We start from the raw sequence: 13,478 nt of genomic DNA, 5'->3' as shown, positions 1-13,478 counted from the left end.
AGGATTCGTGGTGATCATTTTAACAGCCGCGAACCAAACAACAGGATGTTCAACGCGTTGCAAATAATTACGAAACCATTGCGTCGATGGATGTTGTTATGCCTCTCTCTGTTCACTTTTTCATCTCAGGCTGACACCAGTTTCAATATCGTCATCGATAACGATGAACTGGAGAAGAACATCGAGCTTTACCTCTCCGCTATTCCTGAAGCCCAACGATACAAGTCGGTATCTTTCGAAAAGCGAGTACGTGGTGAGGCTACTAAGGCGCTTGAGGCGCTGGGGTATTATCACGCCAAGATTCAGGTTGTGCCAGAAACAGAATCTGACACTGATCTCATCTTTATGGTGACGGTTGAACCGGGAGAGCCTGTTATCCTTGATAAAGTAGATATCACGGTTATAGGTGATGCTCTGAATGATGAAGCATTCAGTGATGTGTTGGCGGAAAAACCGAAACCGGGTCAGACCCTCAATCACAAAGTGTATGACGACCTGAAATCATCATTGAAAAACCTCGCTCTGAAACGCGGTTATTTTGATGCCTCTTTTCCTGTTGCCAAGTTGGAAATATCACCCTCCCGAAACCTCGCATTTATCCGTCTGCACTTTGCCAGTGGCGCACGCTATCGATTTGGGGAAATCAAGTACTCCAAACAACAAATCCAAATAGATCGGGTGAAAAGTATCGAGCCCTTTGAACCAGGTGACCCGTATTTGGTGACCGAGTTAGGTAAATTTAATCAGTTGCTGGCAGACACAGGTTGGTATGCCTCTGTTCTGGTAGAAGCGGATTACAAAGGTGCCCATGATGCGACAGTCCCCGTAGATGTCACGCTCGAGCCGAATGTTCGAAATCAGTTTGAGACGGGTATCGGTTACTCGACAGACTCTGGACCAAGAATCAAAATTAACTGGAATAAACCTTGGTATAACTCCCGTGGCCACAGTTTGCGGAACGACATTTCTTTGTCAAAGCCACGACAGTCTTTGTTCACCGCCTACAAGGTTCCTTTGACTGATGTTACTCGGGAGTATTTTGAGCTGTCATCTGAGTTTGTGCGTCTTCAGCAAGACGATACCAACAGCCGAACAGTCTCCCTAAAAGCGAGCCGTCACTTGAACTTTGATGAAGACTGGCAAATGGCATTCTCATTTCGTTGGCTTTATGAGGAATTCAAAGCTGATGGAGAAGAGAAGGTAACGAACCTCTATTTACCGGGTGTTGAGTTTAATCGACTTCGGTCTCGAGGCGGTGCGATGCCTTACTGGGGCGATCGCCAAAAGTTGGAAGTCGAATTCTCAGACAAATTCATTCAATCAGACATTAACTTGTTACGTGTAACGGGCAGAACCGCGTGGATAAGGACATTGGCTGATAACCATCGCGGTCTAGCCCGCATTGACGGTGGTGGTCTAACAACCGATGCTTTTGATGAGGTACCCACATCGCTCCGTTTTTATGCCGGGGGTGACAGCAGCATTCGTGGTTATGGCTACCGAAGTATCTCACCGAGAAAAAATGGTGAGCTGACAGGCGGTCAATACTTTGCAACGGGTTCAGTGGAATACCAATACCGTTTAACCGGAGACTGGTGGTTGGCAGTTTTCACTGATGGCGGAGATGCATGGAACGAAAACCTCGACTGGAAAAAATCAGCGGGGCTTGGGATCCGTTGGGGGTCACCTGTTGGGCCTGTGCGTTTCGATATTGCCCACGGCTTTGATCGTGAGGAAGGCGATGACGATAAATTTCGTGTCCACTTCAGTGTAGGGCCTCAGTTGTGATCCGTCGTACGCTTTTTGCTGCTTTACTTCTGCTTGTTCTTTTGTTGGCTATATTGCTTATGGGGCTGGTCAGCCCATATGGTTTAAATGCCTTACTCTGGACGGCAGAACGTTTTGTCCCGGAGTTCAACGTTGACCACAGTGAAGGAGCATTACTGAGCGGCTTTACGCTGAGCGGTGTTCGCTATACTGCGCAAGGTATTGCGCTCAATGCGGATGAGTTAAACCTGACGCTTTCACCCAAGTGTTTGCGGCACTCTGAACTCTGTGTTGATAACCTTTCTGCTAACGATCTTACTCTCATCGTAAAAACAGCAGGCATTGCAGAGTCAGGCGCCGCAGAAGAGAACCCCTCTGGAAACAATAGCGATAGAATCAGCCTTCCTTTCCCCGTTTCTCTCAAGAAACTCGAACTGAATAATATTACCCTGGAGATTGATGGTAACCGCGTTTATTGGCAGCAATTTCGCTCAGCAGCGACCTTTTCCGAGAGTCTTCTGATCATTGAGCCGACGATGCTGTCCGGCATTTCAGTGGCTTTGCCTGAACAGCCTAAGCTTCGCCTTCCCCCTCAAAGACTCAAAAAGCTGCTTCCAAGTCAGCAACACCGGAGCGAATCGTATTGCCCGCCGTCACCCTTCCTGTAGATATCGACATCAGGCAGTTTGAAGCGAAAGGGATAGAAATAGCCCTGCCGCAAAAGCAAACCATTGATTCGTTAATGGTAAAAGCCAAGCTGGCAGGCAGTCGTATTGATATTGAAACAGTGAATCTCGATGCCAAAGAAGGGAATGCAAAGTTGTCTGGCTCTGTGCGTCTAGATGGTACTTACCCTCTTAGACTCGATGTGCTGGCGAATGTGAATCAGCCGCCATTCAAGGGAATAACGCTTCGCTCCCGATTAGATGGCGCACTGGATGCTCTTGCCATTTCAGCTACAATCAGCGGCGCTGCGCAAGCAGATTTTAAAGGCAAGATTGATGCCCTCGATCCGGGTTTATCGTTCGATGTCTCGCTCAATGCAACCAAGCTGAACTGGCCGTTAAGTGATAAGCCAGACTACCAAGTTTCCGATACTCAGCTAACGGGCAGCGGCAATTTGCAAGGTTACACGTTTTCCCTCAAAGGAAAGACGAAAAGCCAGTTTTATCCACCCATGACGATTGATACAAAGGCCGAAGGCTCTCTCTCCCATCTGGCGCTGACAGACCTGACGATTGATACTTTGAGAGGTCGGGGAACAGGAAAAGCTGGGCTAGAGTGGGGCAATGAAGTGCGTTGGCAGGCTGCGCTGAATCTCGACAACATTTACCCGGGGGAATTTTGGCAAGAAGCCGAAGGGCGGCTGTCCGGTGATGTGGTGCATGATGGTGGTGTCACGAAACAAGGTGGTTGGTTTGTTAACTTTCCTCGCCTTGCGGTAAATGGCGAACTCAGACAATTACCCTTTTTTGTCGAGGGCTCTTTGACCCTTGAAGATCGCACGGCGCGAGGTCAGCTAAGAGCAATAAGCGATAACCTGATTGTCAGTCATGGGCCAAACAAGGTTGCGTTGAATGGCGTGTTAGATGAAAAGTGGGATCTTGAACTTGCGCTGAATGCTTCCGATCTTTCCGCGTCAATTCCAGATGCTAAGGGGAATGTGATTGGAACAGCAAAGCTCACAGGCAGCTTCGCACATCCAGAAGTCGTTCTCGATATCGGCGCGGGCAAGCTGGGTTGGCAGGATATCACCTTGGCATCACTCTCGCTTAAAGGCAAAGCGAAATTAGATGAGCAGCTATCCGCTAATCTTGTTGTCAATACCGGACGGTTGAAACAAGGTGAGCTGAACGTTGATGAGGTTGCATTTCGGCTTAATGGCAATGAAGCCAGCCACAGTGCAGTGCTAACGATTAAAGGCGAACCATTTGGTGGTCGGTTCTCGATAAAAGGTGCTTTTGAACGTGAAAAGGGCTGGCAGGCAACGTTTTCACAGGGATTGATTCATACCCCTTTCGGTAACTGGACTTTGTCAGAGGCATTCGATATTGATTATGACAAAGTTGCCAAAAGGATTGACCTCTCTCAGCACTGCTGGCAGCAGGCAGATAGCCGCGTTTGTCTGGTTGAACGTGTTGGGTTGACGAACGAGGGGCACGCCAAACTAACCGCAACGGCGTTCCCACTTCGTCAGGTTAATACTTTCTTGCCTTCAGAACTCTCGCTTGACGGGGTGGTAAACGGGTTTGCCAATGTGAAATGGGGCAAAGAGACGTTCCTTGATGCTAATTTCTCTCTACCTCCGGGAAGCTTCACCAAACAACAGGCAAAGCCATTAAAAGTGGGGTGGGACAGCATCAACTTGGTGGCGAAGCTCGACAATACAGGTTTGAAAACGGAGTCCTCTATCGATTTAACCGACAACGGTACCATTAGAAGCGAACTTACGTTCACAGATCTGGCAAAGAAGCAAAAAGCGGTATCAGGATTTTTGAAAACAGCAGCTATTTCTCTTCACCCTTTCGCCCCCTTAATTGGTGATGACGCTGAATTCAAGGGGAGCATTAATTCGGACATTACAATTGGCGGTAACCTGGAAAAGCCCCAATTAACCGGGGTTGTGCATCTGTCGAGCTTGAAACTCTCCAGTTCGGATATGCCTATTGAAGTGCGTTCCGGCGATTTGACGTTGGCACTGTCAGGAGACAGCGCCTCTTTGGACGGTAAAATCCTTACCCCTGAGGGCAACATCAACATCGATGGGAAGGCGGATTGGAAAGTCCCAGCTAAATGGTCTGGCGCCGTCGATCTTACTGCCGATACATTAGATATCAGCGTGCCGCCCATGGTGCAGCTACGTGCAACGCCTGTTCTTAGCCTTAATGCAAATCAGGATGTGATAACTGCCAAAGGTAAGGTTGACATCCCATGGGCTCGCATTGTTGTCGAAAGCTTGCCTGACTCTGCAGTCACGCTGTCGAATGATACGGTGATGCTGGACGATAACTTACAACCGATACCAAAAGAGAAGCCATTCACCACCTCACTGGATGCAAATATCGAGGTGACACTGGGAGACGATGTGACGGTCGATGCTTTTGGCCTTAAATCGAATCTAACCGGATTGTTAAAAGTAGCCAACAGCGACCGTGGTGTGGCTGTTGTCGGCGCGGTGGATCTAAAAGATGGGACGTTCCGTTCTTTTGGCCAGGATCTGGTGATCCGCAAAGGAGTGATCCGATTTAATGGTGTGCCAGATCAGCCGTATCTTCAAGTGGAGGCGATTCGAAACCCGGATACCATCGAAGATGGCGTGACAGCAGGAATAAGGCTTGATGGTCCGGCTGATGAGCTCAGGTTACTGTTTTCTCCGATCCTGTCAAATCTCATGCGAACGCCATCTCTTATCTTACCCGGGGCCGCGCGCTTGATGCTGAATCTCAAGGCTCAATGAGCTCAATTCTGATTGGACTGGCGTTGGCGCAGGGGGGGAAAGCCATTGGTCAGATAGGAGAGGCATTCGGTATTGAGAACCTGACCGTCGACACCAAAAGCAACGGCGAGTCAGAAGACTTTGAAGTTTCTGGCTATGTGCTGCCCGGCCTTCAGGTGAAATATGGACTGGGTGATGATGAACTGACCATTAGATATCGGGTGATGAAAGACCTGTATCTTGAGGCAATGTCAGGCATCAACAAGACCGTCGATTTGATTTATCAGTTCAATATTAAATAGCTATTAGGTTTTCAGGGCGGGCAAACGTTCAGCATTTTGCCCGTTCGAATGAGGTTTCAATCTCGCGCATGGCTGACTCGGCGTTTTCCCAGCCGTCGATCTTGACCCATTTCCCCTCTTCAAGCTGTTTATAGTGCTCGAAAAAATGATTGATTTGCGCTGTTAGCAACGAAGGTAAGTCTTCAACATCCTGAATATGTTCATACTCTTTGGTGAGCTTTGTGTGCGGGACGGCGACAATTTTTGCGTCTTCCCCCGACTCGTCTGTCATTTTGAGGACTGCCACGGGGCGGCAGCGAATAACAGTCCCCGGAGAGAGTGGATAAGGTGTTGGGACCAGCACATCGACAGGGTCACCGTCCAAAGAGAGCGTGTGGTTGATATAGCCGTAATTGCAGGGGTAGAACATCGGTGCTGACATGAAACGATCAACGAAAACCGCGCCAGATTCTTTGTCTACTTCATATTTGATGGGATCAGCATTGGCGGGAATTTCAATAATCACGTAAATATCATCAGGCACGTGTTTTCCTGCCGGAACATCATTCAGGCTCATTTTCCCCTCCAGACTCAAAGTTCAGGTGACGTTTCTACCGAGTTAAATCACCACTTAAAGAGTGTAATGCAAAAATTGAAGATAAAAAAAGCAGGAGTCGTCTCCTGCTTTTTGCTGTGAGTTGGCGGTTATCAGTCTTGATCAGGGTTTTCGCTTATCAGTGCTTCAACTTTATCCACCATATCTGTCGAGCCGACAAAGAAAGGTACACGCTCGTGTAGCTCACGAGGTTTGATATCCATGATACGGCTAGTGCCGTCAGAGGCTTTACCGCCAGCTTGCTCAATGATGAACGCCATCGGATTACACTCGTATAAGAGACGTAATTTACCGTTGGGGTAGGCCGCAGTACTCGGATATAAGTACATGCCACCCTTTAACAAGTTACGGTGAAAGTCCGATACCAGCGAGCCGATATAACGCGAGGTATAGGGTCTGCCTTCGCTTGGTACATTTTCCTGACAGAACTTGATGAACTTTTTCACACCCAGAGGGAAGTTGAAGTAGTTACCTTCGTTGATAGAGTAGATTTTTCCCTTCTCAGGAATAGTCATGTTTTCATGCGACAAGCAGAAAACACCAATTGACGGGTCATAGGTGAAACCATGAACGCCATTACCTGTGGTGTAAACAAGCATGGTGGAGGAGCCATAAACGACATATCCAGCTGCGACTTGCTGGTTACCCGGCTGAAGGAAGTCCTCTTCGGTACACGGGCCGCCAACAGGTGATACACGACGGTAAATCGAGAAGATGGTACCCACAGATACGTTGACGTCGATATTAGACGATCCATCGAGAGGATCCATCAATACCACGTATTTCGCATTGCGGTTAAGTTCTTTGTTGAACACCACCATTTCGTCTTCTTCTTCACTGGCGACACCGCACACCTGATCGCGTGCTTCCAGTGCAGATTTGAACTTCTCGTTGGCATAGACATCGAGCTTTTGCTGTTGTTCACCCTGAACGTTTTCAGAGCCCACACTTCCGGTTATATCTACCAGTCCCGCTTTATTAATTTCGCGGTTAACAATTTTTGCCGCTAAGCGGATAGATGAAAGCAGAGAACTTAATTCTCCACTGGCATGGGGAAATTCATGCTGCTTTTCTACAATGAACTCTCCCAAGGTTTTCATATCTGGCATTACTTCTTCCTTTGGTGCGATATCAAAATCTTAGTTAAAATAAGGGTTCAGGCTCGATATCATTGTTAAATAACCTGTCCCAATACCCGGTTTTCCATCCGAGATGTCTGTTACAGTTTTGATTGTATCGTGAACAACTTTTTACGCGTATTGAAGTAAGTGGGTGTGACAAATAACTGTGATCATTTAGTGTCGCGCTGTGATTGGATTCAAATAATAACAAGGTGAACATTAGCCTATGCATATACATATCCTGGGAATTTGCGGCACCTTTATGGGCGGCGCAGCGATTCTGGCTCGTCAGCTTGGACACAAAGTAACGGGCTGTGATGCCAATGTGTATCCGCCCATGAGCACATTGCTTGAAGAGCAAGGGATCGAGATTACAGAAGGTTATGATCCTGCTCAGTTGGATCCCGCACCGGATCTGGTGGTGATCGGTAATGCAATGAGCCGTGGCAATGCCTGCGTGGAATATGTGCTTGATAAGAATCTTAACTACACCTCAGGCCCACAATGGTTACACGATATTTTGCTGAAGGATCGGTGGGTGCTGGCGGTTGCCGGTACCCATGGCAAAACAACTACCGCGAGTATGCTCGCATGGGTGCTGGAAGATTGCGGTTATGACCCCGGTTTTTGATTGGTGGTGTCCCGGGTAATTTTGGCGTTTCAGCCAGGCTGGGAGAGAGTATTTTCTTTGTCGTTGAAGCCGATGAATACGACAGTGCCTTTTTCGATAAACGCTCTAAGTTTGTTCACTATCATCCCAAAACATTGATACTGAACAACCTCGAATTTGATCACGCCGATATATTTGAAGATCTGGCGGCTATTCAGCGTCAGTTTCATCATCTGGTAAGAACCGTACCCGGTATTGGACGAATTGTAGTGCCCAGTAATGACACAGCATTAGCGGACACACTGGCAATGGGTTGCTGGAGTGAGGTTGAATATGCGGGCGACCAAGGACTTTGGAAAGCGCACAAGATTGAAAATGACGGTAGCTACTTTATGGTGGAATTTGATGGCGAGAAAGTGGGTGAGGTGCGCTGGAATTTGGTGGGGGACCACAATGTTCACAACGCCCTGATGACAATTGCTGCCGCTCGTCATGTGGGCGTCACGCCTGATTTAGCCTGTGAATCACTCGGAAAATTTATCAACACTAAGCGTCGATTAGAACACAAAGGCGATTTCAGCGGTGTCACTGTGTATGATGACTTCGCTCACCACCCCACGGCAATCAAACTCACGCTCGAAGGCTTGCGAGCGAAAGTAGGGAAAAGAAAGATAACCGCGGTGCTTGAGCCAAGATCCAACACCATGCGTCTTGGCGTACATAAGGACGACATTGCACCTTCTCTGGATGCCGCTGATGAAATCCATGTTTTCCAGCCCTCAGATATGTCGTGGTCGGTGACTGATATTACTGCATCCTGTAAATCATCTGCCCATGCACACACTGACTTATCTGAGATGGTGACAGCCATCAGCGATAGCGCCTGTGACGGTGACGTTATACTGGTAATGAGCAATGGCGGCTTTGGCGGTATTCACCCCAAATTAAAGGCTGCACTTGAACGCCCTGAAAGACAAAGAGAATGACAGATAAAACGATTGAAAAAAAACGTATCACACTGTGCTGGAGTGGAGCTTCTGGTGCACCTTACGGCATAAGATTGCTGGAATGTTTGTTGGCTGCTGATTATCAGGTCTACCTGTCAATCTCATCAGCAGCACGCGTCGTTTTGGCGACCGAGCATGGCTTAAAGCTCCCCTCTGGCCCAGATGCAGCCGCAAAAGTACTGGCGGAACACCTTCAATGCGATACCGACAAGCTCGTGGTCTGCGGCAAAGAAGATTGGTTTTCACCTGTTGCTTCTGGCTCAGCCGCGCCCAAACAAATGGTTGTATGTCCCTGCTCGGCAGGGTCGTTGGCGCGATCGCCCATGCATGTCGGATAATCTTGCTGAGAGAGCAGCGGATGTGGTGCTTAAAGAGCGCGGCCAACTTTTATTGGTAGTTCGGGAAACGCCCTTCTCAACGCTGCACTTAGAGAACATGCTGAAGCTGTCAAAAATGGGTGTCACCATTATGCCTGCAGCCCCCGGCTTCTATCATCAGCCAGAATCTATAGAGGATTTGATTGATTTCATGGTGGCGAGAATTCTTGACCATCTTGGAATCGAGCAGGTGATGGTGCCTAGGTGGGGCTACGACCAACGCACGTAAACTTGCCATCTGGCATAGAAAAAGAGCCGCTTACAGCGGCTCTTTTTGTGTCTAATGCTTGAGGATCATGACGTGGACTTTGGCATTTTCTAGCACTTTACTGGCCGTAGAGCCAAGCAAGAATTTGTTGCTTCTTGAACGCTTGTGACTCGGCATAAGAATTAAATCACAGCCGAGCTGATCAGCTGTTTTGACAATACTTTTGTATGGTTTCCCTTCTTCAACAGACAGAGTATAAGCCTGACCTTCAGGGATTTTCTCGTCAGCGAATGCCTGCAGTGCTGTTTTCACGTCTTGTTTCATTTGCTTTGCTGCATCCTCAGGGAAATAAGAAGACACCATGGAGTTGTGTATCCCGGGTAGCGCAGTGATTAAATGCAACTTAGCCTGACATTTCTCAGCCATCCAAAGCGCATGTTTCACGGCTTTGTCGGCGAAATCTGCATCATTTAGATCAACCGGTACAAGAATAAAATTAAACATCATTACTTACCCATGTCGGAAGAAAGCGAGGAGGCCGTTTGCCTCCCGCTTTTCGGTGAAATGATCAGGCTTTTTTAACCCGACGTCTTTGGTTCCAAGCCAGTCCGCCCAACAGCAGTAGCGTTGGCACAAATACCCACTCTTTCATCGGACGGTCCGCAGGAATGCTGACTTGCGTAATTTCCCAATCAAAGTCGATACCGGCTTTTTCTGCTGCACTGCCAAACTGAATCATATCGACCAGCATCTTGCCTTCATCTTCACGAAGTTCCAGTCCGGTTGAGGCAACTCTCGCCGCACCGTCTGACTGGCTAGTGTCGACATCTAAATGAACATGCTTGCTGACAATATCGCCATCAATGTTTTCACCAGATACCACGATATTCAGCGTTTGCCCTTCAGGTAGCGTTGCGGCAACGTCCATCACATCAGCGCCTTGGTAGATAACCTCAGGCTCATAAAGCTTGTCCCACCAAAAGCCCGGTCTGAACAGAGAGAAGGTGATCAGAAGAAGGAGCAGTGTTTCCCACCACTTGTTCTTCGTCAGCCACCACCCTTGTGTTGCGGCAGAAAATGCCAACATGGCGGTTACTGCTGAAAAAATCGTCAGGAAAAGATGCCAGGGTCCATCGAGATCTAGAAGTAGTATCTGGGTATTAAAGATGAACATGAACGGCAGAATGGCGGTACGTATGTCGTAGGTGAAACCCTGAATACCTGTTTTGATCGGGTCATCTTTGGCGATAGCCGCCGCCGCAAAGGCTGCAAGACCCACAGGTGGGGTATCATCAGCAAGGATACCGAAGTAAAACACGAAAAGGTGCACGGCGATCAGCGGAATGATCAACCCTTCTTGTGCCCCCAGTGTCACGATAACTGGCGCCATCAGGGTAGACACAACGATGTAGTTTGCCGTAGTCGGCAGTCCCATTCCGAGGATCAGGCTGATAATGGCTGTGAACAACAGCATCAGAATGATGTTACCGCCGGAGATGAACTCGACAAAGTCAGTCATCACGAGACCAATACCTGTGAGTGTCACCACGCCAACCACGATACCTGCCGCCGCAGTCGCAACACCGATGCCAATCATGTTACGTGCGCCTGCCACGAAGCCTTCAGCTAAATCAACAAACCCTTCTTTAAATTCCGTAATGGGGTCGTGCTGTTTGTTAAAAAAGGCAATTAGGGGGCGCTGTGTCACTACGATAAACATCATAAACAGGGTTGCCCAGAATGCTGATAAGCCCGGAGAAAAACGCTCGACCATCAAACACCACACGAGTACCACGATGGGCAGCAGATAGTAGAGACCAGAGCGCACGGTCGGACCTGGATCAGGCACTTCAGACAAGTCGGTTGCGGCGGGGTCTTCCACCGCGTCTGATTTGTACTGTGCTGAGTAGCGAACCAATAACACGTAACTGATAAAAATCAGCGCAGCGATAATTGGGCTGGCTGCATCGCCAAAGACGTCTTTCGTCCAACCAATGCCATAGTAGACAGCAAGGCTAAGCACACAGATTCCAATAACGATTACCACAAAGTTTTGCAGGCTTTGCATAAAGGTCGACGTATGGCGGCGCGGAAGCCCGGTCATACCTGCTTTACAGGCTTCAAGGTGAACGATGTATATCAGGGCGATATAAGAAATCAATGCGGGAAGAAGGGCAGCTTTGATGACTTCAATGTACGGAATACCCACATACTCGACCATCAGGAATGCTGCCGCACCCATGATAGGTGGAGTAAGCTGACCATTCGTCGATGCGGCCACTTCGACAGCGCCTGCTTTGGTGCCCGGGAAGCCGACGCGCTTCATCAAAGGAATGGTAAAGGTACCAGTTGTTACCACGTTAGCGATAGACGAGCCAGAGATCAGGCCAGAAAGTCCCGACGCGACGACGGCCGCTTTTGCCGGTCCGCCTCGCATATGGCCCAGCAAGGAGAAGGCGACTTTAATGAAGTAACCGCCTGCACCTGCTCTGTCGAGTAAAGCACCGAATAAAACGAACAGGAATACGAAGGAGGTGGAAACACCGAGAGCGACACCAAACACACCCTCTGTCGTGAGCCACATATGAGACATGGCCTTGTTCAGACTTGCCCCTTTGTGAGCAATAACATCCGGCATGTGCGGTCCGGCGAAGGTGTAAAACAAGAATACGGCTGCCACCACCATGAGCGGAGGACCAAGAGCGCGTCGAGTCGCCTCTAAAAGCAGCAGCATACCTGCAACGGCGGTCACAATATCAAACTGTGTCGGCGCGCCGGCTCTTGAGGCCAAATCGTTATAAAAAAGAAACAGATAAGCAGCAGCAAAACTTCCCACTAATGCGAACACCCAATCCTGAATCGGAATGGAGTCTCTGGGAGAGCTTTTCAGTGCTGGATACGCGGTAAAAGCAAGAAAAATGGCGAAGGCTAAATGGATGGAACGTGCTTCGGTATCATTGAGTGCGACGGTAAAAGGTGACGCGTACCAAAGCTGAAAAATCGACCAGCACAAAGGGATGAACCACAGGATTCGTCCCGATAACCCCTTTGGCGACCGTGCTCCGGTATCGGCTTGCGCCACGATATCCTGAGCATCTGTTGTTGAAGTGTTGTTTGTCATGGTTTGCTCCTGCATAACCAACTCTGCATATTTCAGAGCTACATAAGGTTAACTTCTGTCAAATATTGTTTTTCGGGAATAAACCAGAAGTAAACATCTGAGCCCGTTCGCCCATGATGCGCGTTACGCTCAGCGTTATATTCCTTTTGCATCAATCTACTACGGATTAATTTTGCTGTCAGTGGCGACTATTTAATTTGCGTTGCCTGTCAATTGGTGCAAATTCAATATAGACACTCTTTGTGGGATGAGAGGCGAAACAATAATGAGAAAAGGTTAAGAAAAGAGGCGAAACGTTAAGAACAAGCGATCAGTCCGTAAATTCTTAAGGTAAGAAAAAAAGGAATAGATAACGGAAGGCGCTAATAGCATGATTCGCCGTTGCTTCCTTGGTGCCGTTACTCAGTTAACTTTATAAGTAACGGCAAGATGTTCCGCATTTAACGACTGTAGTTAAACAGGTCGCAGACTGCACCGTAGAGTGCTTCTGTTGTGGTTTCCCTTGAAGGGGTGATGAAGATAGTATCGTCACCAGCGACCACACCCAGAATGCCTTCCGCTTTACCCAGTGAGTCGAGCAGACGAGCAATCAATTGTGCAGCACCTGGACCTGTGTGGATAACAACCAACGCACTGTTGTAGTCAATATCCATCACCAGTTCTTTGAGCGGACTGCTGGTGGTGGGAACACCTAGCTCAACGGGCAGGCAATACACCATTTCCATTTTGGCGTTTCGGGTACGGACAGCACCAAATTTGGTCAGCATTCGTGACACTTTTGACTGGTTGATGTTCTCAAAGCCTTGAGCTTTTAATGCATCGACAATCTCACCCTGCGAGCTGAATTTTTCTTCTTTCAGAATCGCTTTGAAGGCGCGAACCAGTTTGTCTTGTTTATCTGAATTACGCATTGTCTTGATTCGCTGATGGTTAA

The 13,478-nt window shown here is 48.4% G+C and carries 7 protein-coding genes and 3 pseudogenes; 5 read left to right on the top strand and 5 right to left on the bottom strand.

The features are described 5' to 3' along the window. The first annotated feature begins 57 nt into the window (after positions 1–57). From tamA to tamB, 3 genes and pseudogenes are all read left to right on the top strand, one after another. The gene (tamA, locus tag CS022_RS10070; RefSeq protein ID WP_235869386.1) at positions 58–1,788 is read left to right on the top strand and encodes an autotransporter assembly complex protein TamA; all 1,731 of its coding nucleotides are present in this window, start codon (positions 58–60) and stop codon (positions 1,786–1,788) included. Beyond that, on the top strand, positions 1,785–2,435 hold the full coding sequence (locus CS022_RS10065; protein ID WP_129122169.1) for a hypothetical protein: 651 nt from the start codon (positions 1,785–1,787) through the stop codon (positions 2,433–2,435). The genes tamA and CS022_RS10065 overlap by 4 nt, the downstream gene beginning before the upstream one ends. Beyond that, positions 2,411–5,505: pseudogene (tamB, locus tag CS022_RS10060) on the top strand (autotransporter assembly complex protein TamB). The gene CS022_RS10065 and the pseudogene tamB overlap by 25 nt, the downstream one beginning before the upstream one ends. Before the next feature lie 28 nt (positions 5,506–5,533). Here the strand turns inward: tamB and ppa are convergent. Together ppa and fbp are read right to left on the bottom strand one after the other, a co-directional pair. Further along, positions 5,534–6,061 (bottom strand): inorganic diphosphatase, encoded by a 528-nt coding sequence (gene ppa, locus CS022_RS10050; protein WP_129122166.1) that lies wholly within the window; start codon positions 6,059–6,061, stop codon positions 5,534–5,536. Positions 6,062–6,192: 131 nt separating this feature from the next. Further along, complete coding sequence (fbp, locus tag CS022_RS10045; RefSeq protein WP_129122165.1) at positions 6,193–7,209, bottom strand: class 1 fructose-bisphosphatase; 1,017 nt, start codon at positions 7,207–7,209, stop codon at positions 6,193–6,195. Positions 7,210–7,447: 238 nt separating this feature from the next. Here fbp and mpl point away from each other — a divergent pair. Further along, positions 7,448–8,817, top strand: a pseudogene (gene mpl, locus CS022_RS10040) (UDP-N-acetylmuramate:L-alanyl-gamma-D-glutamyl-meso-diaminopimelate ligase). Further along, a pseudogene (locus CS022_RS10035) lies at positions 8,814–9,444 on the top strand (flavin prenyltransferase UbiX). The pseudogenes mpl and CS022_RS10035 overlap by 4 nt, the downstream one beginning before the upstream one ends. A 51-nt stretch (positions 9,445–9,495) precedes the next feature. Here CS022_RS10035 and CS022_RS10030 read toward each other — a convergent pair. The 3 genes from CS022_RS10030 to argR form a co-directional block, all read right to left on the bottom strand. Next, a complete protein-coding gene (locus CS022_RS10030) occupies positions 9,496–9,927 on the bottom strand; it encodes a universal stress protein (RefSeq protein ID WP_129122221.1) in 432 nt (143 codons plus the stop codon). 64 nt (positions 9,928–9,991) lie between these two features. Then, positions 9,992–12,544, bottom strand: coding sequence for a TRAP transporter permease (locus tag CS022_RS10025; protein ID WP_129122164.1), 2,553 nt, complete (start codon positions 12,542–12,544; stop codon positions 9,992–9,994). A gap of 440 nt (positions 12,545–12,984) precedes the next feature. Further along, positions 12,985–13,455, bottom strand: a complete 471-nt coding sequence (gene argR / locus CS022_RS10020; protein ID WP_129122163.1) for a transcriptional regulator ArgR — start codon at positions 13,453–13,455, stop codon at positions 12,985–12,987. Positions 13,456–13,478 lie beyond the last annotated feature (23 nt).

The sequence above is a fragment of the Veronia nyctiphanis genome (genome assembly GCF_004116385.1).
Classification (GTDB): Bacteria; Pseudomonadota; Gammaproteobacteria; order Enterobacterales; family Vibrionaceae; genus Veronia; species Veronia nyctiphanis.
This window is presented reverse-complemented; position numbering and strand designations above follow the sequence as displayed.